Origin of the sequence: Pontixanthobacter aestiaquae, from assembly GCF_009827455.1 — a bacterium.
Taxonomy (GTDB): Bacteria; Pseudomonadota; Alphaproteobacteria; order Sphingomonadales; family Sphingomonadaceae; genus Pontixanthobacter; species Pontixanthobacter aestiaquae.
Genome location: NZ_WTYZ01000001.1, coordinates 2440735 through 2465852 on the forward strand (window position 1 = coordinate 2440735; position 25118 = coordinate 2465852).

26 protein-coding genes are annotated in these 25118 nt (G+C 57.9%); 14 read left to right on the forward strand and 12 right to left on the reverse strand.

What is annotated here, in order from left to right:
* The first annotated feature begins 84 nt into the window (after positions 1-84).
* The 4 genes from GRI35_RS11700 (at position 85) to GRI35_RS11715 (ending at position 3617) form a co-directional block, all read left to right on the forward strand.
* Entirely contained in the window at positions 85-1113 is a 1029-nt protein-coding gene (locus GRI35_RS11700; protein WP_160614321.1) for a PhoH family protein, read from the forward strand.
* A gap of 91 nt (positions 1114-1204) precedes the next feature.
* Positions 1205-1693: an rRNA maturation RNase YbeY gene (gene ybeY / locus GRI35_RS11705; protein WP_160614892.1), complete on the forward strand. Its 489-nt coding sequence runs from the start codon at positions 1205-1207 to the stop codon at positions 1691-1693.
* 30 nt (positions 1694-1723) lie between these two features.
* Positions 1724-2650: a hemolysin family protein gene (locus tag GRI35_RS11710; protein ID WP_160614322.1), complete on the forward strand. Its 927-nt coding sequence runs from the start codon at positions 1724-1726 to the stop codon at positions 2648-2650.
* Positions 2651-2732: 82 nt separating this feature from the next.
* Positions 2733-3617, forward strand: coding sequence for a LysR substrate-binding domain-containing protein (locus tag GRI35_RS11715; protein WP_160614323.1), 885 nt, complete (start codon positions 2733-2735; stop codon positions 3615-3617).
* On the opposite strand, the gene GRI35_RS11720 is transcribed toward GRI35_RS11715, so the two are convergent.
* Together GRI35_RS11720 and GRI35_RS11725 are read right to left on the reverse strand one after the other, a co-directional pair.
* Positions 3614-4534, reverse strand: a complete 921-nt coding sequence (locus GRI35_RS11720) for a lipase family protein (RefSeq protein ID WP_160614324.1) — start codon at positions 4532-4534, stop codon at positions 3614-3616. The two genes, GRI35_RS11715 and GRI35_RS11720, sit on opposite strands and share 4 nt — an antisense overlap.
* Positions 4535-4571: 37 nt before the next feature.
* Entirely contained in the window at positions 4572-5024 is a 453-nt protein-coding gene (locus GRI35_RS11725; RefSeq protein WP_160614325.1) for a peptidylprolyl isomerase, read from the reverse strand.
* A gap of 137 nt (positions 5025-5161) precedes the next feature.
* Between GRI35_RS11725 and mgtE the strand changes: the two genes are divergently transcribed.
* From mgtE to GRI35_RS11745, 4 genes are all read left to right on the forward strand, one after another.
* Entirely contained in the window at positions 5162-6610 is a 1449-nt protein-coding gene (gene mgtE / locus GRI35_RS11730; protein WP_160614326.1) for a magnesium transporter, read from the forward strand.
* Between the two features lie 211 nt (positions 6611-6821).
* A complete protein-coding gene (locus tag GRI35_RS11735; RefSeq protein ID WP_160614327.1) occupies positions 6822-7214 on the forward strand; it encodes a DUF1489 family protein in 393 nt (130 codons plus the stop codon).
* Positions 7215-7417: 203 nt separating this feature from the next.
* On the forward strand, positions 7418-9298 hold the full coding sequence (locus GRI35_RS11740) for a hypothetical protein (protein ID WP_160614328.1): 1881 nt from the start codon (positions 7418-7420) through the stop codon (positions 9296-9298).
* 281 nt (positions 9299-9579) lie between these two features.
* On the forward strand, positions 9580-10869 hold the full coding sequence (locus GRI35_RS11745; RefSeq protein WP_160614329.1) for a S41 family peptidase: 1290 nt from the start codon (positions 9580-9582) through the stop codon (positions 10867-10869).
* Here the strand turns inward: GRI35_RS11745 and GRI35_RS11750 are convergent.
* Genes GRI35_RS11750 through GRI35_RS11760 form a run of 3 tightly spaced genes read right to left on the reverse strand, consistent with a single transcriptional unit; the run spans position 10866 to position 13807 of the window.
* Complete coding sequence (locus GRI35_RS11750; protein WP_160614330.1) at positions 10866-11555, reverse strand: DsbA family oxidoreductase; 690 nt, start codon at positions 11553-11555, stop codon at positions 10866-10868. The two genes, GRI35_RS11745 and GRI35_RS11750, sit on opposite strands and share 4 nt — an antisense overlap.
* Positions 11552-12433 (reverse strand): NAD(+) diphosphatase, encoded by an 882-nt coding sequence (gene nudC, locus GRI35_RS11755; RefSeq protein ID WP_235900210.1) that lies wholly within the window; start codon positions 12431-12433, stop codon positions 11552-11554. The genes GRI35_RS11750 and nudC overlap by 4 nt, the downstream gene beginning before the upstream one ends.
* Before the next feature lie 6 nt (positions 12434-12439).
* Positions 12440-13807, reverse strand: coding sequence for a serine hydrolase domain-containing protein (locus GRI35_RS11760; protein ID WP_160614331.1), 1368 nt, complete (start codon positions 13805-13807; stop codon positions 12440-12442).
* 116 nt (positions 13808-13923) lie between these two features.
* Between GRI35_RS11760 and GRI35_RS11765 the strand changes: the two genes are divergently transcribed.
* Positions 13924-14145, forward strand: coding sequence for a DUF2207 domain-containing protein (locus tag GRI35_RS11765; protein WP_160614332.1), 222 nt, complete (start codon positions 13924-13926; stop codon positions 14143-14145).
* Here the strand turns inward: GRI35_RS11765 and GRI35_RS11770 are convergent.
* A complete protein-coding gene (locus GRI35_RS11770; protein ID WP_160614333.1) occupies positions 14142-15179 on the reverse strand; it encodes an A/G-specific adenine glycosylase in 1038 nt (345 codons plus the stop codon). The two genes, GRI35_RS11765 and GRI35_RS11770, sit on opposite strands and share 4 nt — an antisense overlap.
* Before the next feature lie 14 nt (positions 15180-15193).
* On the opposite strand from GRI35_RS11770, the gene GRI35_RS11775 reads away from it, so the two are divergent.
* The 4 genes from GRI35_RS11775 to GRI35_RS11790 all read left to right on the forward strand — a co-directional run bounded on the left by GRI35_RS11775 (position 15194) and on the right by GRI35_RS11790 (position 20791).
* Positions 15194-15787: a DUF721 domain-containing protein gene (locus GRI35_RS11775; protein ID WP_160614334.1), complete on the forward strand. Its 594-nt coding sequence runs from the start codon at positions 15194-15196 to the stop codon at positions 15785-15787.
* A gap of 4 nt (positions 15788-15791) precedes the next feature.
* A complete protein-coding gene (locus GRI35_RS11780; protein WP_160614335.1) occupies positions 15792-16478 on the forward strand; it encodes a DsbA family protein in 687 nt (228 codons plus the stop codon).
* Between the two features lie 103 nt (positions 16479-16581).
* The gene (locus GRI35_RS11785; RefSeq protein ID WP_160614336.1) at positions 16582-17331 is read left to right on the forward strand and encodes a thioredoxin domain-containing protein; all 750 of its coding nucleotides are present in this window, start codon (positions 16582-16584) and stop codon (positions 17329-17331) included.
* 34 nt (positions 17332-17365) lie between these two features.
* Positions 17366-20791 (forward strand): chromosome segregation SMC family protein, encoded by a 3426-nt coding sequence (locus GRI35_RS11790; protein WP_160614337.1) that lies wholly within the window; start codon positions 17366-17368, stop codon positions 20789-20791.
* A 4-nt stretch (positions 20792-20795) separates the two neighbouring features.
* On the opposite strand, the gene GRI35_RS11795 is transcribed toward GRI35_RS11790, so the two are convergent.
* The 5 genes from GRI35_RS11795 to rpmF all read right to left on the reverse strand — a co-directional run bounded on the left by GRI35_RS11795 (position 20796) and on the right by rpmF (position 23841).
* A complete protein-coding gene (locus GRI35_RS11795) occupies positions 20796-21209 on the reverse strand; it encodes a MerR family transcriptional regulator (RefSeq protein ID WP_160614338.1) in 414 nt (137 codons plus the stop codon).
* A 4-nt stretch (positions 21210-21213) separates the two neighbouring features.
* Positions 21214-21513, reverse strand: a complete 300-nt coding sequence (locus GRI35_RS11800) for an integration host factor subunit alpha (protein WP_202390557.1) — start codon at positions 21511-21513, stop codon at positions 21214-21216.
* Positions 21514-21614: 101 nt separating this feature from the next.
* On the reverse strand, positions 21615-22580 hold the full coding sequence (locus GRI35_RS11805; RefSeq protein WP_160614339.1) for a beta-ketoacyl-ACP synthase III: 966 nt from the start codon (positions 22578-22580) through the stop codon (positions 21615-21617).
* Positions 22577-23632, reverse strand: coding sequence for a phosphate acyltransferase PlsX (gene plsX / locus GRI35_RS11810; protein WP_160614340.1), 1056 nt, complete (start codon positions 23630-23632; stop codon positions 22577-22579). The genes GRI35_RS11805 and plsX overlap by 4 nt, the downstream gene beginning before the upstream one ends.
* 29 nt (positions 23633-23661) lie before the next feature.
* Positions 23662-23841 carry a 50S ribosomal protein L32 gene (rpmF, locus tag GRI35_RS11815; protein ID WP_160614341.1) on the reverse strand — a complete coding sequence of 60 codons (180 nt, stop codon included), beginning with the start codon at positions 23839-23841 and terminating at the stop codon, positions 23662-23664.
* A gap of 214 nt (positions 23842-24055) precedes the next feature.
* On the opposite strand from rpmF, the gene GRI35_RS11820 reads away from it, so the two are divergent.
* On the forward strand, positions 24056-24448 hold the full coding sequence (locus GRI35_RS11820; RefSeq protein ID WP_160614342.1) for an MAPEG family protein: 393 nt from the start codon (positions 24056-24058) through the stop codon (positions 24446-24448).
* Here the strand turns inward: GRI35_RS11820 and GRI35_RS11825 are convergent, their stop codons facing one another.
* Positions 24449-25117, reverse strand: coding sequence for an MBL fold metallo-hydrolase (locus tag GRI35_RS11825; RefSeq protein WP_290258255.1), 669 nt, complete (start codon positions 25115-25117; stop codon positions 24449-24451).
* Position 25118 lies beyond the last annotated feature (1 nt).

Here is a 25118-nt window from a genome sequence, read left to right on the forward strand (position 1 = left end):
CGCTACATATTATGCACCCGCTTGCCTCCCGCGCGCATCGGCCTATCCTCCGAGTCGGAACAGAAAGGCCCCATTTAGGAATATATGGCTCGTAAAACTTCGAGCGCCGCACCGGCGCTCTCATCACCGCCCGTCCCCCAGCGCGAGATTCGCCGCGCTCAGGTGGATATGAATTTCGAAAACCAGTCGCTGCTGGTTCCGCTTTTCGGACAGTTTGACGCCAATCTGGTGCAGATCGAGAACCGCCTCGGCGTATTTATCTCTGCGCGCGGCGATACGCTGCATCTGGAGGGACCGGAAGACAGCGTCGCCCGTGCGCGTGATGTGCTGCAGGCATTGTACGACCGGCTTGCGCAAGGACAGGACCTGGACGCTGGCGCCATCGAATCCGTCATCGCTATGTCGAACGAGCCGACGCTCGATGGCATCGTGAACGGGGACAAAAACATTCCGCCCATCATGATCCGCACCCGGCGCAAGACCATCGTTCCGCGCTCCAAAATGCAGGCCAGCTATATGCAGCAGCTTGCGCGTGACGATGTAATCTTCGCGCTTGGTCCTGCGGGTACCGGCAAGACCTATGTTGCAGTGGCGCAAGCCGTGAGCCAGCTGATCACCGGCAGCGTTCAACGCTTGATCCTGTCGCGGCCAGCGGTTGAAGCGGGCGAAAAACTCGGCTTTCTACCGGGTGATATGAAGGACAAGGTCGATCCCTATCTGCGCCCTCTCTACGATGCGCTGTTCGATTGTATGCCGCCCGAGCAAGTTGAGCGCCGGATCGAAAGCGGCGAGATTGAAATTGCTCCCATCGCTTTTATGCGCGGACGCACCCTAGCCGATGCATTTGTGATTTTGGACGAGGCCCAGAACACCACCAAGGAACAGATGAAAATGTTTCTCACCCGCTTCGGCCAGAACAGCCGGATGGTGGTGTGCGGTGATCCAAAGCAAGTCGATATCCCGGGCGGTGACAGGATGTCTGGCTTGGCCGATGCGGTTCATAAGCTGGAGAATGTCGACGGTATCGGCGTGACCCGCTTCACCCGCGCCGACGTGGTACGGCACCCCATCGTGGGCCGCATTGTAGAGGCGTATGAGGGGCCGGATGCGTAACATCCCGTCATTGCGAGGGACTATGGGTCCCGCGGCAATCTAGGGCTAGCGCTTTGCTGCTCTGGATTGCTTCGCTACGTTCGCAATGACAATGGATTTGGAAATCGACATTGAAGGTTGGCCCGATGATGAATGGGAAACGCTGGCAGAACGCGCTACTCGCGCTGCCGCGATTGTAGCCACCGAACTCGCCAATACCCGCCTCTCGACCAGCCTGCTCTTCACGACAGACACTGAAGTCCACACTCTCAACCGCGAATGGCGCGAGCGGGACAAGCCGACCAACGTCCTGTCCTTCCCGATGCTTAGCCGAGACGAACTGCTCAATCTCGCGCCGAATGGTCCTCCTGTTATACTCGGTGATCTCGCGCTTGCTTACGAAACCTGCAAGCATGAGGCCGAGGGAAAGAACATCCCACTCGCACACCACGCGGCCCACCTCATAGTTCACGGGCTGCTCCACCTCGCGGGCCACGACCACGAGATATCCACCGAACATGCCGAGCATATGGAGGGATTGGAGATTCAGGCCCTTGCGAGTATGGGGATAGCAGACCCATATGGGGATCGAGACGAATGATGGACATTTTAGGAGTACCCACGAAGGGCCATGCCCGACATCGATAATTCCGCCGGAGACGCGGACAGTAGAAGCGGGCTGTGGCCCGCGATTCGAAAATTCCTTGGTGCCGATGGCGGCGATCGCTCCCTGCGCGCGCAGTTGGAAGAGAAGATCGACGAGCATGAGGATGAAAATCCAAATGACGACGAGCAAACGCCGACCAATGGCGACTTGTCTGGTGTCGAGCGGCAAATGCTGCGCAACCTCCTCCATTTCAGCGAGCATGACGCAGATGACGTGTCCGTCCCGCGCGGAGAGATTGTTGCGGTGTCGGCGGATGCCAGCTGGGACGATTTGATCGAGAGCTTTTCCGAGAACGGCCATTCGAGGATGCCCGTATATCGCGGGCAACTCGATTCTGTAATCGGGATGATCCACATCAAGGACGTATTCCCGTTTCTGGCAAAGGCCACACCTCCGCCGGCTGATTGGACTACGCTGATGCGTCAACCTCTGTACGTGCCGCAAGCACGCAGCGCTATTGATGTGCTTGCGGACATGCGTTCTGCCCGAATGCATCTGGCGATTGTGCTCGACGAGTTTTCCGGCACTGATGGCATCATCACGATCGAGGATCTGGTCGAGGAAATCGTCGGCGAGATCGAAGACGAGCATGATGATTTGCCCGAAGAGCTAATCACGCCGATTGGTGAAGGCATGTGGGATTGCGACGCCCGCGCCGAATTGGACGATGTTGCTGACATGGTCGACAAGCGTTTGGCGGAGGTAGAAGAATCGGTCGACACGCTTGGCGGGCTCGCGTTCGTTCTGGCCGAGCAAGTCCCGACAGTTGGCACTGTGGTCGAGCACCCCAGTGGATGGCGCATTGAAATAACCGCTGCCGACGAAACGCATGTGAAGCGCATGCGTTTGCACCCTCCTGCAGAAAGCGCAGACGAGGGTAACGGCAAATAATTTCCGGTAGTCTGCCGTTTTTTGCAACTAACTGGCTGCAAGTGCGTTGGCATGGTGAACAGGGACAAAGGTTTACCGCATCATGCCAACTCGCCGCTTGCCGCCTCTTCGCGCACTCGAAGCCTTCATGCGCACGGTGCGCTTGGGGTCTGCGCGCGCGGCAGCGGATGAGCTTGGGCTGAGCCCCTCTGCTTTGTCCCGGCGGATCGCGAATCTCGAAGAATTTACCGGCAAAAAACTGTTCACCCGCGCCAAGCAAGCGATGCAACTGACCGATGAAGGTCAGGCATTTCATGATGCCATCGCTGAGCCCCTCGACGCGCTTGCGATGGCAATTGAAAACCAGTCCGAAAATCTGTCGCTGCTGCGTCTAAGACTCGGTGTATTGCCCCTGTTCGGTAGCCAGCGCCTGTTCCCGCATCTCGGCGAGCTGCGCAAACGCCACCCATTGCTCCATATCGATATCGACACCGGACCGCATCTGGATGACCGCGTTGGCGATACGCTGGACGCCGCGATTATCCTGTCGCGCGGCCCCGACACGGGACTGCATGCCGTCAGACTTGATCACAATATGGTGCACGCGATTTGCAGCACGGAGATCGCCAAAGCCCTCGGCCCCTCGCCCGATATCGAGAAGCTGGCGAAGCAAACCTTCCTGATCCACAACGAGCTTCCCGCAAGTTTCGAAGCCTGGAAGCAAGCACTGGGTCTTGATGCGATGGATCCCGCTGCGATCGACCATTACGATTCCGGTCAATTGATGCTGGAAGCCGCCGCACAGGGCCTGGGCATTGCGATCATGCATGACGACCATATGAAACGCGCCGCCGACAACCGCCTCGCGCATCTGTTCGATATCGAGGTCGAGAGTCCTTACAGCTATTGGTTCATCTGCAAGCCGACCGCGCTCGAATCGCGCCCGGTCCGGCTGTTCCACGACTGGCTCGTTCGAACGGGACTTTAGTTCGAGACGTCTTTGTCTTCAGCCCGGACCGCATGCACACATAGCGGCTGTTGCCCTGTGACAGGACCCGGATGCAGCTTGTTCGCGTCACCGCATTCCACTTCGGGCTTTTGGATGTCGTTCGGCTCCAGCGCAGCATAGGCGGCCGGATCATCGTAGGCTGCAATCCATGTCAGGCAATCGGCAAGTTTCCGAATGCTGTGCTTGGCACCTGTTCCGGCTGACGGATTGCAGTTAATCACCAGAACATCGGCAGCAGGGGACGCTTTGTATCGCCGCAGGACGCGCAGGAACTCGCCGCGTTCGGATACCGCAAGTCGGTCCATAGCATTGGCCATCGGATCGCCGCTGAAAAAGGGCGAGGTGTTAAACACATAGGCCCGGACCTGCGGGTTCTCGATAGATATCTGCGTTGCCAGCGCGCCGCCCAGCGAATGGCCGGTGACTTGGAGCGGCACCGTCTGGAGCAATTCCGCATCGAGTTGCGCCCGCTCAGCATCGTAAACCATGCGCGCACCGTTGCGCTGGCCATCGCCCAACGATCCGGAGAAAATATCTGACGTGGAGCCGGCTTCGGTCCCGCGAAATGCGAGCACTCTGGCGATCAGCTTGCCGCGCTCGCTGCCGCGCATTTCGTATTTGTCGAACACCGAATAAGCGAGACCGCTCTCATCATTATCCGCCGCCTTACGCTCCACAAAGGCCAGAGGCAGCCGCGTGTAGGTATCATCGTCCTTGTAAGCATTGGAGCTGAGCATCGCATAGGCGTAGCTCTCCACCGCAGCCTCCCGCACGAAACCGCACCAGCCGCCCGGTTCGCTCCGGCACGGACTGCGCGATTGGGTCAGGTCCGGAAGAGGCGTGATGCAGCCACTGAGCGCCAAAGCGCCCACCAGCACCGCAATGTTGCGGATCATCACGCCCCGTCCTGAATCGGTCAGCCTCGCCGCCGGTTTAAGCGACGGTTGCCTTCACAATTGTGCCCGGTGTCGCTGGTGGCTCGCCCTTTGGCAGAGCGTGGACATGTTCCATGCCGCTCTCGACCTGACCCCAGACGGTGTATTGGCCGTCAAGGAAATGTGCATCGGCAAGGCAGATAAAGAACTGGCTGTTCGCGCTATCGGGCACCTGTGTGCGGGCCATCGAGCATGTGCCTTCGGTGTGGGGTTCAGAATTGAACTCGGCCTTGAGATCGGGCTTGTCGCTACCGCTCATGCCGGTACCGGTCGGATCCCCGCCCTGCGCCATGAAACCGTCAATCACGCGGTGGAAAACCACGCCATCATAGAAGCCTTCGCCGGCCAGCTCGGTAATCCGCTCTACATGGCCCGGCGCCAGATCGGGACGCAATTTGATGACGACGTCGCCACCGGAATCGAGCGAAAGAGTGAGTTTTTGGTCGGCCATAATTAGTAGTCTCCTTTGAATTGGCCCCCGATATAGGGATTGCCGCTCCAATGTCACCAGCAAGCATGCCCCGTTCCCAAGGATTGTGACGCGTTTTGCCAGCTTGCTTTTCAGCCTGACAGCCTTAGACGGGCCGCATGGCGCAGGATGATCATCAGGACGAAGATCTGATGCTGGCGGACAATCCGGCAGAAGAAGAAGTGCGCCCTGATGACCGGATCGATGACGAACGGCTCGACGAAGAAAACACGCTGAAGGCCGATTATGTCCGCTCGGTGCGCGATGCGCTGGAAGCCGGCGACAAGGGCGCGGTTTACGATCTAGTCGAGCCGCTCCACCCTGCCGACATCGCCGATCTGGTCGAGCTGTGCGATGCCGATGAACGGGTAGAACTGGCCGCCGCGATCACCGATTTGATGTCGAGCGATGTGATCGCCGAACTCAACGATTACGTCCGCGAGGACATGATGGAGGCGCTTCCCGCCGAGGCCGTCGCGCAAATCGCCGAGCAGCTGGAGACCGATGACGCAGTCCAGATGATCGAGGATCTGGACGTCGCAGACCAGCAGGCGGTTCTGGCCGAGCTGGACGATGAGGACCGCGCCGCGATCGAGAGCGCGCTTGCTTATCCGGAAGAGACCGCCGGCCGCTTGATGAGCCGCGAGGTGGTCGCGGTGCCAGAGCATATGACCGTCGGCAGTCTGATCGATTTCCTGCGTGAGAATGTTGATCTGGCGAACGACTTCTACGAGATTTTCGCGGTCGATCATCTGCATCATCCGGTCGGTACCTGCCAGCTGAGCTGGATTTTGCGGACCCCGCGCAACATTGCCCTGTCGGATGTGATGAAGCGCGACCAGACGCTGATTCCGGTCGCTCTGGATCAGGAAGAAGTCGCGCTGATGTTCCAGAAATACGCTTTGATCTCGGCGGCTGTGGTCGATGAAAGCGGCAGGCTGGTCGGACAGATGACTGTGGACGATGTGGTCCATATCATTTCCGAAGAGGCGAGCGAAGACGCGCTGCTGATGTCGGGTGCTGGCGAAGGCGACATTAACGAACCGATCCGCGACGCCTATGGCAGCCGCGTGCGCTGGTTGATTGCCAATCTCGGCACAGCTCTGCTGGCCAGTGCGATTATCTGGTATTTCGGTGCAGCTATCGAGAAACTTGTGGCGCTCGCCGTGCTGATGCCAATCGTTGCAAGCATCGGCGGCAATGCCGGCACGCAAACAATGGCCGTATCGATCCGCGCAATTGCGATGAACCAGCTGACCGAAGCCAATACCGGACGCATCCTCTGGCGCGAAATGCGTGTGGCTCTTCTTAACGGTGTAACGATAGCGGTTCTCATCGGCATCGCGACCGCGCTGATATTCACACCGATGCTGGGTGCGGTGATCGCGCTGGCAATGGTCATCAACATCGTGGTCGCCGGTTTTGCGGGCGTAATGGTGCCGGTAATGTTCGAACGGCTGGACCAGGACCCCGCCGTCGCAAGTTCGGTATTTGTGACGATGATTACCGACTCGATGGGCTTTTTCGCGTTTCTCGGGCTGGCTGTTGCGGCGGGGCTGGCGGGCTGAAACCCTACACGATGGAACACATGGAACACGGTTCAATACGTAACTATTAGGCCGGATTTCACCTTTTTTGTCATAGGGTTGAGTGTGGTGCAACACGCGTAGGGCCATCCCTTCGTAATGCCGGAAACTACAGCTTGTAGGACAGCAAAATCGCCCCTCCTCTAAAGAAGAGGGGGCTTTATCAGCGCGCAAAAACCCCTACATCCGCCCTATGCCGCTCAATATGACCAAAATCGCCTTTGGCGCGAAAAGCTGGGAGGATCTCGCCGGTTGGTACGAGGACCGCCAAGAGATCAGGCTGACCACTCGCTATCAGCCCAAGCGGCATGAGGAGATGATCGGCGGTTCGCTCTATTGGATTCTCAACCACGCATTGGTCGCCCGGTCAGAAATTCTCGGCTTCGAGCAAACGCCCGAAGGCCGCTGGTGGATTCATCTTGAGCCCAAGCTAACCCGCGTTCACCCCCAACCCAAACGCGCGCATCAAGGCTGGCGCTACCTTAAGGAAGATGACGCCCCGAAAGACGTCGCTGATGGCGACGACATCGGCGATGCCATGCCCGGTAAAATGATGGGCAAATTGCAGCGCCTTGGGTTGATTTAGCAGAGTTCCAGCTAAGATTTTTCAAAATTTTTTTGCCCAATATTGTTGAACCGGGAGCTGGAATCCCGGCAATCACCTCGCTTTGTCCTTGACGAGCCACCCATTATCAGGTCCTCAAGATTTCAACGGAGCCAAACCTATGTCGGCCGCTTCGGCGGGGGCTATTCATGGTATATTCTGACCAAACGTTTTTCACAGCAGCAATGGCTAAGGCGCGTTTGGGCGTGATTTTGAGATGTCTTATCGCGATGTCAATTGCGGTTTTAGCGTCGGCGCTTCTCGCCACACCAACCATGGCCCAGACCGCTGACGGGGACACATTCGAAATTCCCGAATGTTGGGATCTCATGGAGCCGGACGAGAATGGGGTTGTCTATCTTTATCTGCAAGGTGATACGGGCGAAGCCTTCTATACGTGTATGCCGGAGCCCATCGGGGCAAATAGCAACGCTATAAGACAAAACAACCTCAGCAAAAAAAGACCTTGGTTCGCAGTTAAGGTTGGTTCCAACATCAATTTGACGATTTGCCCCAAACGAGATCTACGTGGCAACTGCATAGAGATATCGGGTCCTACCGAAGTGTCTGATCTGAAAGCAAGCGAGTATGGCACCACTATGGTTCGTTCATTTCGCGCAGAAAAGATCGCCGTGCCCGTCATCGAACCTGTGTCGTGCGCATTCGAACCGCATCGAAGCAGGGAACACGTTTTGCGCGACTGTCGGGGCGTCATAAAACGCGCCCCGATTGAGAAAGGGCAAGCCGATATCTGCTCATCACATGCCAATGGAAATTGCGTAAGATACAACACCGGCCACCGCGGCTTCGCTAATCCCTCCCGAACAACAAGAGCAGAGGTACACGCATCGTCGAATGTACGAGTGCAGATTTTTGAAGACGTCTCTTTTCAGGGAAGAAGTGAAGTTTTACCGGCCGGCTACAAAGGCGACACATTCCCCTTTAAGTCATTCGTGCTCTTGGATGCTCAAGACGAGGCTCTGGAATACCGGCGCACTTTTGCTGAAGTAACTGAGGACGCAGAAGAAAGAAGAGAAGAAGCCGCACGGCTTGCCGAGCAGAAGAAGGCCGCCGAAAGGGCCGAGCAAGCCCGGCTTGCCCAAGTGGATGCAGAACGCAAAGCAGCCAAAGCCAAAACGGCGTTGGCCTCCAATGCGGCCAGCAACGGGCCGGCTGGCGAAGTGGTCCAACCCACATCAACCAGACTTCGAAAAGTCGAGTTCGGCCAGTTTACCACGCTTGCCGATGTCGCGGTGTATATGGGCGAGGAACAGCTGACATCGGCTAACTTTCGTCTCGCTGCGCCGCTGCCCTCCATGCCAAGTGATGTGAGCGCGGGATACCGGGCGCAAAGAGTCGATTTCGGACTCACCAAGGATGGTCTTATCCTGTTTGCGCCGACCCGCTTCGGCATGTTCGCGTACGATAATCTGAACAGTCGGATCATTCGCCCGGAGTCGGAATGGGGTATTAAGAAAATCGCCAACCCCGGGATCAGGAACGATCAGAATTCCGGTGTCGTTTATGGTCTTGGTAATGACGGACGGCTGCTCGAGGGACGGTATTACGTCGAAGATGGCGACGTGACAGAGGTGCAATTTGTTGAGATGGCTCTCAATAACCGAGTTGTAGAGGGGCGTTATCTCGACGTGCAATGGCACGGAAATACGCTCTGGCTTCTAACGACGGACGGGAAGCTGCGTGCCTACACGACTGGTGGCGGATTGGGAGATTCGGACGGATGGAAGGACTTTAGCAGTTTGCCCAAGCTCAAGCGGATCGTCATCACGAAGGAAGGAGACGTCTTTTCGCTCACCGACAGCGGCGAATTACTGAAAAGCAAAACCTTTTGGCCTGCACGGACCACGCCTGTTGCAAGCAATGCCCATGACTTTGCCGTATTGGATGGTAGCTCAGTACTGCACATCTCATCGCAAACAGGCAAGCTGATGCGGGGCGAGCGGGAAATGGACAAGACCGGCACCTTTACCCGTTTCATTGGCGAGAATGCGTGCTTGCTGGAAAATGGTGATGGCCAGGTATTTGAATGCAGTTCGTATAATTAGGTCATCAAGCACATAGGAATGCACATCTGGCATTACGTTGCTAGCTGCCCGCCAATATCTCTTAGGTGGGGAACCTCTGCGTAACCCAACCGCGGGCACCAGGGTTGGCGCTCTCCGCAAGAGGCAGACGCCTCCCAAAAACGTTGCCGATGGCGACGAGATCGGTCATGCAATCCCGGCAAAATGATGGGCAAATTGCAGCGGCTCGGGCTGATTTAACAACCACTTTGTCAATCGATGCACTTGGCTCTCCAAGAGCCGGACACTTAAGGAAGAATACTATGCCAACGGTCCGACTATTCCTGAAGTCAGCAGCACTCATCGCACTTGGGACCGTAACGTTTGCTGGTGTTGCGTCAGCTCGGGAGGCACCACCTGCGGATGCAGCGGATTCAGAGTTTAATGCAACCGCCGCATGGGGTGAGTTCGAACACGTCATCAGGCTCATTTATGCTTATCTGGACAGGCCCGATTTCGATGTCGAGTCACATTTGGCAGACACCGCAGAGCTGGCAACGCAGGCGTCAACGAAGGACGAGTTCCGCAAGATACTTCATCAGGCAACCTATGCGTGGACTGATCCGCATTTCATCGTCGGCCCCTTTGCCGATGACGACTATAATATCTTCCCAAGCAGCTCGGACTTGATCATTAGCATGGCTGAAGATCGGTACGTCGTGACCGACGTTAGAAATGGATCGGCGGCCGAAAAAGCAGGCATTCGTCCAGGCTGGCATTTGGAATCGGTAAACGGCGTTTCCATCGATGAAGCCGTGAAATTGCCATCCGGCAAGCTCATGAAACAGCCGACTGTCAAGCAGCGAGAATATGCCGCGACACTGGTTGCTAACGGTTTGCGCAAGGGCGACCGGAAGCTGGTATTTGCCGATAATGGCGGAACATTGATCATACTTCCAAGCCCGCGCGATTACGCGATGGAAGTGAGTACATTGCCGCCAGTGCAAACATCACGCTCCGGAAATTTTGGGATCATCCGATTCAACAATTCGCTTGGCAATAACGACACGATTTTCGCTTTCGATCAGGCAATGATAGAGATGGCGGACACCGACGGACTGATCATCGATTTGCGCAACACACCGGGCGGCGGGAATACCGAAGTCGGGCGCAGCATCATCGGTCATTTCGTTTCGGAAACGAAATCCTATCAAATACATGAAATACCGTCATTGGAGCGCGAATTTACGGTTCCGCGGCGCTTTATCGAGCAAGTCAAAACACGGACGCCCTATTATGATCCCGCGAGGATCGTGGTGCTGGGCGGCCATTGGACGGGCAGCATGGGCGAAGGCATCGTCATCGGTATGGATGCTGCAGCTGACGCATATGTCATCTCTTCTGACATGGGCGACCTTCTGGGCGGGCTGCGCAATATCACTTTGCCAAGCTCGGGAGCGAGGGTCGACTTGGGATCAGAAGCCCTGTTTCACGTCGATGGTACACCGCGCGAGGACTTCGTTGCTGATCGACCGCTTCGGTCCTCAGATATGGATGAAGAAGGCAATGATCCAGCGCTCGCGGCCGCGATAGCGTTCCTGTCAAAAGACTAGGCTGGAAACTTCTCGGCAACCCGCCTTAACGCATTCGCATAGACCTCTGGAGCCTGCGCGCCCGGGATCAGTATTTTGCCTTCGACGATCATCGCGGGAACGCCGGTGATGTTCAAATCGTGTGCTTGTGCCTGTTCAGCGCGGACATGCTGCGCCATTTGCGGATCGTCGAGAACGGCTTCGGCAGCCTTTCGGTCCAGCCCAACTTGGTCAACCACATCAAGCAACACATCGCGTTGGCCGATATTGCGGCGCTGGTTGAAATGCGCTTCGAACAGCGCAAGCTTCAATGCGGTTTGCTCGGTCGGGCCTACGGCGGCGAGCGCCCATGCCAGCAGTTTATGCGCGTCAAATGTGTTCCACATCATTGCGGGCGGAGCTTCCCCGCCGCCGGTATAGTCGAGCGATACGCCAGCCTGTTCGGCAACCTGCCGCATCTGGTTTTGAACGCCCCTGGTTTCTTCGGCAGTGCGCCGATACTTGCGCGCGATATGTTCGGATCGTTCTTCACCCTCCGCGGGCATGTCAGGATTGAGTTCGAACGGACACCAGCGAATTTCAGCCTCGATCTCGCCTTCCAATTCAGCGAGACCTTTCTGCAATTGGCCATATCCGATGATGCACCACGGGCACATGACATCGGAGAAAATGTCGATCGTCATTTTGCGCGGTTTTGTCGCCATCATGCGCCCTTCTCGATCCACCATTTCAGCAAATGCGAAGCAATTGCTTGCCGTGGCGGCGTATTCATCGGCGCATTTTCATCGCCATTCAGCGCAGCAGTGACTTCTGCGCGAGTAAACCAGCGGGCATCAGCCAGCTCCGTGGTGTCGAGAGTGATTTCATCATTCTCGGCAACCGCATGGCAGCCCACCATCAATTGCGACGGGAACGGCCAGGGCTGGCTGGCAATATAGTGCACTTCCTTGGCAACAATGCCCGATTCCTCCAGCACTTCGCGCGCAACCGCCTCTTCGATGCTCTCGCCCGGCTCGACAAAGCCTGCCAGCGCTGAATAGGCGCGCTCAGGCCAGCCAAGACCGCGACCGAGCAGCAATTTTGCACCCGAACCATCGTCATATTCGACCAGCATGATCGTGACCGGATCAGTGCGCGGAAAATGCTCGGTTCCACAAACGGTGCAAGCGCGCTGCCAGCCGCCTTTGCCAATCTTGGTATCACCGCCACATGCTGCGCAAAAACGGTGCCGCGCATGCCAATCGACAATACTGCGTGCACCGCCATATAGCGCCAGATCGTCTGCGCTAAGCGTCGCCATCAATGACCATAGTTGCGGGTTCGCCATACGCGGGCTCGCGTCGCCCCGCTCCGGAACGGCAGCGAAACATGCCTTGCCGTCGTCGAGACCCAGGAACACCAGTTCTGCACCCTCGGCGGCATCCGCCAGAGTACTCCATGCCAGCGCGCCGGCATCGTCCATTTCCGGCATCAGCCCGTTCAGCTTCAGCAAACGGGCTTTCCAGTTCATTAGCCCGGCAAGCGCATCGGCGTCCGCACGAACATTGTCCGCGCGGTCAAGCCGCGATCCTGTAAATGCCAGCATCTAGCGTCAGCCGTCCACCAATTCGGCAGCCGCCTCGGCTGCTTCTTTAACCGGCGCAGTTGGCATGGCTGCCAAATCCTTCAGCACCAGTTTGGGGAAGTCCTGTTGGATCGAATATTCTGTCGAAGGCATATATTGCGTGAACATGGCTGCGCGCAGGCCGCTCTTGATATCAGCGAATGCAGCGGTTCCAGCCGCTCCGCCCCAGCCGAACGCCGTTCCCGTTACACGGCCACCGGCACCGAACAATTGCCCTTCAACCCATGTTCCCTTGGTTATCGCAGTCTCCGGCAGCATATTGGACGTACCCACGCGAACCGCGCGCTCACTCATCACGCGGTTGCCATCAATCTCGCCCAGCCCGACCAGCATCCGCTGGAACTTGTCGTAGTCGTTCGGGCTACAGACCAGCCCTGCTCCGCCAAACGGAAAGGCTGGTTCGTCGAGATAGATCGACGCCGCCGCCGGATCGAGCGGTAGCAGATTGCCCCCCAGGATACCGTAATTGGTCGCGAAGCGGGCGACTTGCGCCTGAGGAACCTGGAAATAGGTGCTGTCCATACCGCAAGGCTCGAACAAGTGCTTCGAAAGGAATTGATCGAACGGCATTCCCGAGACGACTTCGATCACGCGTCCCATCAGGTCGAGACTGACCGAGTAGCTCCAAGTGGTCCCCGGCTGATAGACTAGCGGCATCTCTGCCAGCTTGTCCGCAAAAGCCGCGAGGCCTTTGATCGTTGTCTGGTCGCTAACGCCGGGGATTTTCATCCGGCTGACTTGGCCGGGGCTAAGCTCAGCGTCGTTATAGGCTTTCTGGATCGGACCCTTCTGGACAATGTTGTAACCGAGACCCGCCGTATGCGTCAGCAGGTGGCGGATTGTGATCGGGCGCACCGCAGGCTCAAGGTTGTCCTCGGTAATCGCACCGTCATATTCTTTCTGGACTTTCATATTTGCAAAAGCGGGCAGAATATCGGCAAGCGGCGTATCGAGCGTCAGCTTGCCATCGTCGATCAGTATCATTGTCGCGATGCCGGTGATCGGCTTGGTCATCGAATAGATGCGGTAGAGCGTATCGCCGTCGGCCTGCTTCATCCCGCCCAGCTGCAATGTACCGCGATTGATCAGCTCGTAATCATCCTGCCCCCAACCGAGCGTCGCGACCATATTGGCGACTTTGCCTTCATCGACATATTCATTGACCGCCGCGGTGACACTTTTCCATATCGTGCCATCCATCTTCGCGAAAGCCGCGCGGCCCATCGGCATTCCGGCCAAAGCCGCACTGGCGCTCAGAAACGCAGTTCCGCGCAGCAGCGAGCGGCGGTTAAGACTTACACTCTGGGGCATATTGTCGAATTCAGTGAACGCCATTGGGACAGGTCCTCTTTTGCAATTTTGTTTGCGCCGTCTTTGGGGGAAGGAAGGTGAACGGTCAATTACGCCTTTTGTGGCTTGAAAAGGTGCGGTGTTATAGCTATATAATACACATGCTGAATATACTCTCTCTCCTCCTCGGAATCGTCTCGCTTATCGTCGTTATACCGGCGACCATCCCGTTGCTCGGTTGGGCCAATTGGTTGGCCTTGCCGATCATCGTGATTGGTATCATTCTGGGCGCGCTGTCATCGAGCAACACCGGGCGGAATTTCTGCCTGATTGTAGGCCTGATAGCAGTCGTCCGTTTGAGCATTGGTGGCGGTATTATTTAACCCCGCGCCAGAACCAATCGCGCAGCTTTTGCGAATAGTGTAGGCAGGCCCGCATCATCGATCTCGGCAACAGGCCACCATTGTCCGATGCGTTCGGCTAAATCGGACTGGATCGATGTCCTAAGTACTGACATCTCCAGCGAGAAATGCGTAAATGTGTGGCGGACCAGCCCTAGCTGCTCCCAATCGGCATCAACTGGCGCGGCCCCATCCCCGTCGCCGCCCGAATGCCACCCATCATCGGGCAAAGAACGCATTCCGCCCAGCATTCCCGTGCCCTGCCGGATTTCGAGCCAGACTGCGCCGTCGCGCTCTATCCAATAGGCCGTGCCCTGCCGCACTGGCTTGATCTTCTTCGGTGCCTTAATCGGAAAGCGCGCCGGATTATCATTTTTCAGCGCCTGACAATCACTCGAAAGGGGGCACAGCAGGCACTTCGGGTCGCGTGTGGTGCAAATTCCCGACCCCAAATCCATCATCGCTTGCGCGAAATCTCCCGCGCGGCGGTCCGGTGTAATCCCATCGGTTTTCACTCGGATCGTCTTGCGTGAACCAGGCAGCGGCTCTTCAATCGCAAACAGACGTGAGACAACCCGCTCGACATTCGCGTCGACGACGACCGCACGCTGGCCAAAAGCAATCGCGGCAACAGCAGCGGCGGTGTACGCTCCCAGCCCCGGCAGCTTGAGCAATTCCTCTTCGGTCTCGGGAAAGCCGCCCAGCTTTTTCACCGCAGCCGCGCATTTCACCAGATTGCGCGCGCGCGAGTAATATCCCAGTCCCGCCCATGCCACCATCACGTCCTGTTCAGGCGCGGCTGCCAGATCATCAACTGTCGGCCAACGCTCGGTGAACTTGGCAAAATAGGGTTTTACAGCGGCAACAGTGGTCTGCTGCAACATCACTTCGGACAGCCACACGCGATATGGATCAGGAGAGGATTCGCCAGGCGGAGCCCGCCACGGCAGCGTCCGCGCATGCACATCATACCACTCCAATAAACGGGCGCTGATCGTATCCTTGCTGGCAGTCACGCAGCGCCTATGGCATGGCCTTTCCCACGATGGAACGGGATAGCGACAAACCTGCCAAAAAAGCGGCCAAGAAAGCTGCGCCAAAGCCGCGCACGAAAGCGAAGCAGTGGCAGCGCGCGCGTGGTGGTCCGGCAAAACCCATTTCCGAATTAATGCCGCAAATCGGGCGTACTGCCTTTCGCCGGTTCGGTTTCGTCCAATCCTCGGTCGTTACACGCTGGCCCGAAATTGTCGGCGAACACCACGCCAAGGTCTGCGCGCCGGAAGCCATCCGTTTCCCGCCGGGCGATAAGGAAAACGGCATCCTCCAACTGGTTGTGTTGCCCGCTCACGCCCCGCTGATCCAGCATGTGATCCCGGAGATAAAGGAGCGGGTTAACCGCTTTTTCGGCTATCAAGCCGTATCCAAAGTCAAAATCCGGCAAGGTGCGGTTAAGCCGCCCGAGGATAAAAATCGCGCCAAAGCGCCGCCGTCGCTCAAGCCGATCCCGATGGAATTGGGGGAAAGCCTGCGCGATGTAGGCGATCCGGAGCTGCGTACGGTGCTGGAATCGCTTGCACGCAGCCTTGGCAGCCAAAGCGACGATGATGGCGGCGAGACACAATAGGGGCATGAAGTTGAAGAAATTTTTCAGAGCGGGTGCGGTGATCACTGCCGCGCTTCTTACCACGGCGGCGACCAGCAATTGGGCGGCAACCGTGTCCGACAATGGCCGCGGCAAAGTGATCGGCAATCCTGATGCCAAAGTCACGCTGACCGAATTTGTCAGCTATACCTGCCCGCACTGCGCCACTTTTACTTTGCAAGGCGAAGCCCCTTTACAACTGGCCTATATCGGCACGGGCAAATTGATGCTCGATGTTCGCTCGGTGATCCGCAATCCGGTAGACACAACGGTGACGATGCTGGTGCAATGCGGCGCAAGCGATAAATTCTTCCGCAATCATGCCTATTTTATGACCAGTCAGCGTACGTGGCTTCCAATCGTTCGGCGTCCAACCGAAGGGCAGCGACAGCGCTGGAATGCCCCTGATGGTGCGACTGCGCGCAAAGCCATTGCAGAAGATGCAGGCTTTTACGCCATGATGGAAACGCGGGGATATAGCCGAACAGAGTTGGACACATGCCTGAATGACGAGGCGAGAGCCGAACAGCTAGAAACGAATACCGTCGCCGATTTCGCCGAATTTGGCATCACCGGTACACCCAGCTTCGCGATCAACGGCAAGACATTGCCGAACGTTCATGATTGGAGAACGCTGGAGCCGAAACTCAATGCCAATTTTGACACTTTCTGAGGGGAAAACCCTTGGGACAAGCTGTGGATAGCGCTATCAAGTGCTTTACCCCTTCACCCCTTCGTATAGCCTCCATCAATTCCGCTGAGGACAGAGACTGAATATGACCAATTTTCGCAAAATCACCCTGACCGCTTTCGCTGCCCCACTCGCGTTGGCGCTCTCTGCCTGTGGCGGAACCGCCGCTGACGGCGAAGTTGCCGAGGCCGCAACTGTCGAGCCAGTAGCTGCGCCAGAGGGTCAGGAATGGACCGATGTCGTCAATGTATCCGATTATGACGGCTATATTCTGGGCAACCCCGATGCCGCGATCAAAGTGGTCGAGTATGCCTCGCTGACTTGCCCCGCTTGCGCATCTTTCGCGATGAACGGGTCGGAACAGCTTAAAAGCGAATATGTAAACACCGGCCGCGTCAGCTACGAGCTTCGTAACCAGATCCATAACGGCATCGACCTCGTTCTCGCGCGCCTTGTACGCTGCGGTCCGAAAGAAGCTTTCCACCCGCGTTCGGACGCGGTTTGGGCTGACCTGAACAACATCATGAACGGGGCACAGCAAAACGGCCAGGCGCTTCAGGCCGCGATGGAGCTGCCGGAAGATCAGCGCTTCGTGGCTACGGCACAGGCCGCAGGTCTCTACGAGTTCTTTGGCGCACGCGGCCTTGGCCGTGACCAAGCCGAACAATGCCTCGCTGACGCCGCATCGGTTAGCGCAATTGCGGACAACTCGAACACTCAGTCGCAGGAGCTGGGCGTGACCGGCACCCCGACGTTTTTCATCAATGGCACCAAGATCGACGCCAATTCCTGGACGCAGATCGAACCCATGCTGCAACGCGCGGGCGCTCGCTAAAGCGCTTTAGCAGCGGGAGGGGGCAGCACCGGCGATGCAAATAAAACGGCTCAAGCTCAGCGGCTTTAAAAGCTTCGTCGAGCCAGCCGAATTGCGCATCGAACCGGGACTGACCGGGGTTGTCGGGCCGAATGGCTGCGGCAAATCTAATCTTTTGGAAGCTATTCGCTGGGTCATGGGCGAAAACTCGCCCAAGTCCATGCGTTCCGGCGGAATGGAAGATGTCATTTTCGCGGGCACCGAAAGCCGCCCTCCCCGAGATTTTGCCGAAGTCGTCCTCCATGCTGAGGATGACGATGGCGAAGATCTGGACGTTACCCGCCGTATCGAACGCGGCGCAGGCAGCGCGTATCGGGTCAACGGCAATGATGTCCGTGCCAAAGATGTCTCGCTTACCTTCGCTGACGCTGCGACGGGCGCGCATAGCCCCGCACTCGTCAGCCAAGGCAAAATCGCGCAGGTTATTGCTGCGAAGCCAGCCGAACGGCGGCAAATGCTGGAGGAGGCTGCGGGCATTGCCGGCCTCCACGTCCGCCGCCGCGACGCGGAAAGCAAGCTTCGCTCGACCGAGAAGAATCTCGAGCGGCTTGAGGATTTGATGGCGGGCCTGGATTCGCAGATGGCGTCCCTGCGACGGCAGGCGAAGCAGGCCGAGCGTTACACCAAGCTGACGGGGCAGATTTCTACGGCTGAAGCACGGCTCCTATATGCACGATGGCGCGATGCCGCTGCAGCTGCCGATGCTGCGCGGGAGCAGGCGCAGTCCGCTGAAGCGCGTGTCGTCACGGCCAAAGAAGCCAGCGATACAGCCCAGAAAGCGCAACACGAGGCGGCTAAGGCACTTTCTGAAGCCCGCGAAGAGCAGGCCGACCGCCGCGATGATGCGAGCGCGCATGGTCACCGGATGGCCGCACTCACCTCGCAATTGGAAGCCGCAGAGCAGCGTCTTGCTGACCTTGATCGCCAAAAGGTGCGTTTGGAAGAGGATCGCGGCGAAGCGGACCGCTTGACGAAAGATGCAGCAGAGGCCCTCGCCCGGCTTGAGAAAGAGCTGGCCGATAACGAGAAATCGCTCGCGGCGGATGAAGAACGCCGCCCGAAGCTGGCGGCTGCTTTGGAAGAGGCAGAGCGCGCGGGTCGGACGGCCGAGCTGGCGCTGGCCAAAGCGACCGCAGATCAGGCGGGCGTCGAAGCCGAATGGCGCGTTGCTCAAGCCGAAGTATCGCAGGCGCAGTCCCGGGTCGATAGGCTGGCGGCAGAGATTGAGAGACAGACGCAGATTCGCATATCCTTGTCCGATTCTGGTGACCCTGAAAAAGCGGTAACCGAAGCAAAAGACCGCGTTGAGGCAGCTACTACCACGCTCGCCGAATTGCAGGCAGAGCTAACTGCGCAGCGAGAAAGTAAACAAGCTCTCCAAACTAACCGTGATGAAGCGGGCAATGCCTTCGCCGCCGCAAAAGCCGAGCTGGCGGGAATCGAGCGCGAATATAACGCCTTGGTGCGCGACCGCGATGCACGTGAACGGCAACGCGCACAGCGCAAAGGCCTGCCCACTGCGCTGGATGAAGTCCGCGCGAAACCAGGCTACGAACGCGCTCTGGCCGCTGTGCTTGGCCGCGATGCGAAGTCGCCCTTGGGCAAGCCGCAAGATGGTAATGATGGCCGGTTCTGGACCGGCGGCGATGTACCCGGTGCAGTGGCCGACAGCTTGGCCGCGCAGCTCACGTCCTGTCCGTCCCAATTGAAAGCCCGCCTCGCGCTGGTCCATGTCACTGATAAAGATGATGGTCGCACACTCGGGCCGGGCGAGTGGCTCGTCACGACGGGCGGGCGTTTGCGCCGTTGGGATGGATTTATAGCGCGCGGGGAAGGTGCTGCCGAGGCAGCAAGGCTAGAAGCGGAGAACCGTCTCGCGGATCTTGAAGCAGAGCTTCCAGCAAAGCGCGGTGCAACCGAAAAGGCCGAGGCAGCGCAAGTCAGCGCTCAGGAAGAACTTGCGGCGCTGCAAACCGCGCTCGTCGCGGCCGAGCGCGGCGTTGGCGAAGCAGCCGAAGCAGAGCGCCAAGCCCTGCGCTCGCTCGATCAAGCGGAGATTGCCCGTGAACGTTTGGCCTCGCGCTTACAGGAACTCGACACCGCAGAAGCCGATCTGGCCGAGCAGAAGAAGCTCGCGCTGGGCGAGCTTGAAGCGGCCAAGGCCAAACGTAATGATTTGCCAGCGCCCGATACTGGCCGCGCATCACTGGAGGCCTCGCAAGCCAAGCATGATGCCGCCCGTTCCGCTTTGCAGGCGGCCACAGCGACTCTCGCCGCGCATGATCAGGCGTTGGCCGTCACGCGCGAGCGAACAGCCGCGCAGCGGAGCGATATGGCCAATTGGCAAGCGCGCTCTGGCGAAGCTGCGCAGCGCCTGTCCGATATGGCGCGACGGTTCGATGAAATAGAAGAGGAGCGCGCCGTCTTCGCCGCCAAACCCGAAGGCCTGATACGCGAGATCGAGCAAGGCGATGCGGTCCGCGAACGGCTGACGAGAGAATTGACAGAAGCCGAAGCGTCGGTCGCGAAAGCGCAAGAGGCAGCGCATGAGGTTGACCGCGCCTTCGCCGAAGCCAATGAGGCTTTGGCCACGGCTCGCGAATCCCGTGCCGGCCTTGCTGCGCGCGCTGAAAGCGAAGAGGCCCGCCGCGCGGAGATGGCGCGCGTCTCGGGCGAGCGCTTCCAGTGTCCACCACCGATGCTGGCCGACAAGTTTGAATTCGATGCCGAGCAGGTCAAGAATTCGGCCATTGAGAGCGAAGAGCTCGAACGCTTGACCGCGAGCCGCGAGCGGATTGGCCCGGTCAACCTGGTCGCCGCCGAAGAACTGGCAAAGATAGAAGATGAGCATGGCTCCAGCGCCGCAGAGCAGGCTGAGCTCCACGAAGCGGTGAACCGGCTGCGCGGATCAATCGGCAGTCTTAACCGCGAAGGCCGCGAACGCCTGAAAGCCGCGTTCGAGCAAGTCGATACGCATTTTCGCCGGTTGTTCACACGCTTGTTCGATGGCGGCCAGGCGCATCTGGCACTTATCGATAGCGATGATCCGCTTGACGCTGGCCTGGAAATTTTCGCGCAGCCTCCTGGTAAAAAGCTTCAGTCACTCACGTTGCTATCGGGCGGCGAGCAGGCATTGACCGCGATCGCCCTGATCTTTGCGCTGTTCCTAACCAACCCCGCGCCAATCTGTGTGCTGGACGAGGTCGATGCGCCGCTCGATGATGCCAATATCGACCGCTTCTGCGATCTGCTCGATGCGATGACCAATGAAACCAATACCCGCTATCTGATCGTCACGCACAATGCGGTGACCATGAGCCGGATGCACCGCCTGTTCGGCGTGACTATGGTCGAACAGGGCGTGTCACGCCTCGTCAGCGTCGATCTGGATGTTGCGGAAGAACTGGTCGCGGCGCAGTAGGCCGTCAGGCTTCAAGCGCCGCAGCAAGCCGCGCGCGAATACCCTTTAACTGGGCAATGACGTCGGCAGGCACGGCAGCGTTACCGGATAGAGATGATGCCGGAGCAGTCGCCTCGGTATCTGGTTCAGATTCAGGCGCAGGAACCGGTGCCTCACCCGTCTTGCCGTCGGCAATCGCCTGCTGAGCGCCCTTCAGCGTGTAGCCCTGTTGATTCACGAGACGGTCGATCTGCCCGACCAACTCCACATCTTCGGGCCGGTAATAGCGCCGTCCACCGCTCCGCTTGAGCGGTTCGAGCATCGGGAACTGCTGTTCCCAATAGCGCAGCACGTGGGTTTTAATATTTAACGCTTTGCTGACTTCACCAATCGTGCGGAGCGCGCCGTCGTCTTTTCCATCATCAAATTGCGCGCTCATGCAGTCATCCTTTGGCGATACGTTCTTTCAGCAATTGGCTCGCGCGGAAAGTCATCACCCGCCGCGGCGTAATCGGAACTTCCACACCCGTTTTCGGATTGCGGCCAATCCGCTCTTTCTTGTCACGCAAAATGAAGCTGCCAAAGCCGGAGATTTTCACATTTTCCCCGTCGCTCATGGCATCGCACATATGCGCCAGAATTGATTCCACCAGGTCGAGCGATTCCGCCCGAGAAAATCCCATTTTGCGATTAATCGTCTCTGCGAGATCGGCTCTTGTCAGCGTGTTGACTGATCGAGACATTCGCTCACTCCCTTACCGGTGCGACCCTAGGTTTCGGAAACTGGCTACATTTGTAACCAAATTCGCCCGTTTGCGCAAATATTGAGTGCAATAAATGCAACTTACATGCGGACTAATGAAGCGCCCCATGTGAATCCGCCGCCCATCGCCTCGAACATCACCAAATCGCCTTTTTTGATCCGCCCGTCGCGAATACCAACGTCGAACGCCAGCGGCACCGATGCGGCGGAGGTATTGGCGTGTTGGTCGACGGTTACGATCACCTTCTCTGCGGGTAGTCCGAGCTTGCGTGCCGTCGCGTCAAGAATGCGGGCATTGGCCTGATGCGGGACGACCCAATCGATATCCGACGCCTCGAAGCCTGCGGCGCCGAGCGTTTCTTTGAGAACGTCAGCCAGATTGACCACCGCATGACGGAATACTTCACGCCCTTTCATGCGGAGCTTGCCGACAGTGCCCGTGGTGGATGGGCCGCCATCGACGTAAAGCAATTGGTTGTGCGCACCATCGGCGTGAAGTTTGGTGTCGAGCACGCCGGGGCCATCTTCAGCAACATCCTGCGCCTCCAGCACAATCGCGCCCGCGCCATCACCAAAGAGCACGCAAGTCGTGCGATCTTCCCAATCGAGAATACGGCTGAATGTTTCGGCCCCGATCACCAATGCGCGCTTCGCCATGCCGGTGCGTAGCATCGAGTCGGCGGTACCAAGCGCGTAGAGAAAACCCGAGCAGACCGCCGCGACATCGAATGCAATGCAACCGTTGCAGCCGAGCGCTTGCTGGACCTGCGTTGCGGTGGCCGGGAATGTCTGATCAGGCGTTGCGGTGGCGAGCACGATCAGATCGATATCGTTGCCCGACATGCCTGCCGCTTCCAGCGCACGTTTTGCGGCAGCAGTAGCAAGCGACGAAGTTGTTTCACCCTCGCCCGCGATATAGCGTTGGCGAATGCCGGTTCGTTCTACGATCCATTCATTGGTAGTATCGACTTGCTCGGCAAGCTCGTCATTGGTGACAAGCTTTTCCGGCAGAGCCGAGCCGCTTCCACGGATAACCGAACGGATCACTTTGCAGCACTATTGTCGAAAGTTGCTTCTTCACGCGCGTGCAATTCTGCAAGGCCTGTGCTGATCCGCTGCGTCAAATCCTCTTCGAGCAGACGTGCTGCAACCGTTACCGCATTGGCAACGCCGCCAGCAGTTGCGCTGCCATGGCTTTTCACCACCACGCCGTTAAGGCCGAGGAACACCGCACCATTGTGATTGTTCGGATCAAGGTGATGTTTTAATAATTCGGTCGCCGGGCGTGACACCAGAAAACCGATCTTGGAACGGATTGAACTGGTGAACGCATTACGTAGCAAGTCAGTCACAAACCGCGCCGTGCCTTCGATCGCTTTTAGAGCAATGTTGCCCGAAAAACCGTCAGTCACAACAACGTCGACTTCACCGCGATTGATCTTGTCGGATTCGACATAGCCTTCAAAGCTCATATCGAGTCCGGTAGCGTCCTGAAGCTGCTCGGCAGCTTCGCGCAGGCGGTCGAAACCCTTATTCTCCTCGGTGCCGATATTGAGCAGCCGGACACGCGGCAGATCGCGCTCGGTCACAATTTTGGAATAGGCCGCGCCCATAATTGCAAATTGCACCAGATTGCGCGCGTCAGCTTCTGTATTGGCACCGAGATCGAGCATGATCACATCATTGTCGCCAAGCGTCGGCATCAGTGCTGCCAATGCTGGCCGGTCGATCCCGGGCATTGTCCGCAAGGCGAGCTTGCTCATCGCCATCAGCGCGCCGGTATTGCCTGCGCTAACCGCAGCGCCGGCATCGCCCTGTTTCACAGCGTTTACCGCGAGGCCCATGGATGTGGTTTTGGCACGGCGAAGCGCTTTGGTGGGAAGCTCGTCCCCGCCAACAACATCGTCGCAATGCAGAATTTCAGATGCACCGCGCATATTGGGGTGATCGTCGAGCGCCGCCTTGATGCGGGTTTCGTCGCCCACCAATAGGAACTGGAACTGGTCATGACGGCGGCGTGCTTCGGCAGCGCCGTCAATCATCACGCGCACGCCTTCATCGCCGCCCATCGCATCAACAGCGATACGCGGGAGGCTCATGGGCGTGTACTCCGGGTCAAATTGAGGTCTTAAAGACCTACAGCGACAATTTCGCGTCCGTTGTAGTGGCCGCAGGCGTCACACATATTGTGCGGACGCTTCAGCTCGCCACAGTTGGAGCATTCATGGAATGCTTCAGGCTTAAGCGAATCGTGTGAACGACGGATACCGCGACGATGCGGCGAAACTTTTCTCTTAGGGACAGCCATAGCGGCACCTGTTCCTTGAATTAAACTGCAGTGTATAGGGCCGCTTTAAGCCAAGGCCGCGAACTGCACAAGCTATTACCAGTGCAGGGAATCGTGGCCCGACTCTCACGGGAAGGGGCGCGCTATAACCGATATTCGCTGTGTTGCAACCCGCGTGATTGCTATTACACGCGGTAATCGGTAGCAACGCGCAACCCAAACAGAGGTATAGACGATGATTTTACCGGTAACTCTTTGTGCGGCAGCCGCCGCAGCGATACTTGCAATCTGGCTGATGATGCGCGTCGGCAAAGTGCGCGGTAGCGAAAGCGTCAGCGTTGGCGATGGCGGGAATGACACCGTCATCCGACGGATGCGCGCGCATGCAAACTTCGTCGAATGTACGCCTTTTTTTCTGATCCTCGTCGCCGCGATTGAGCTGGCCGGCAAAGGTGGCGCATGGCTGCCTTACGTTGTCGGTATATTCATGCTTGGCCGCGTCGCCCATGCTTTTGGCATGGATGCACAGGGCTTTGGCAAAGGGCGGCTGATTGGTACTCTGATCACAATGCTGTCGCTGCTCGGCCTGGCGGTTGTTGCCGTGCTTGTTACCGTTGGCGTGATGTAATCAGCTGAGAGCGTAATCGCTCACGAATTGGTTTGTCTTGCGCTCTTGTCCGAAAGTGCTGGTTGGCCCGTGACCGGGAATGAAGGTAATGTCATTCCCGAGAGGCCACAGCTTTTGCGTGATCGCATCGAGCAAGTCCTGATGATTGCCCATCGGGAAATCGGTTCGTCCGATTGATCCCTGAAACAATACATCGCCGACAATCGCGAATTTGCTGGGGCCGTGAAAGAACACGACGTGGCCCGGCGTGTGGCCCGGGCAGTGGATAACGTTCAGCGTTAGCTCGCCAACGGTGACCGTATCACCATCTTCTAGCCAGCGGTCAGGCTCGAACACTTCACCGCGAATACCGTATTTCGCGCCATCCTCGTCGAGCCGCGAGATCCAGAAGCGATCCGCCTCATGCGGACCTTCGATTGGAATGCCGAGTTCTTTCGCAAGTATTCCGCTCTCGCCGCAATGGTCGATATGGCCATGGGTGATCAGGATTTTCTCCAGCTCGACGCCAGCCTTGGCAACACCTGCCTTGAGCTTCTCGAGATCGCCGCCCGGATCGGTCAGCGCACCCTTCATGGTCTTGGTGCACCAGATTAGGCTGCAATTCTGCTGCAGCGGCGTGACAGGCATTATCGCCGCGCGCATGGGTGGTTGTTTGGCTGTTTCGGTCATA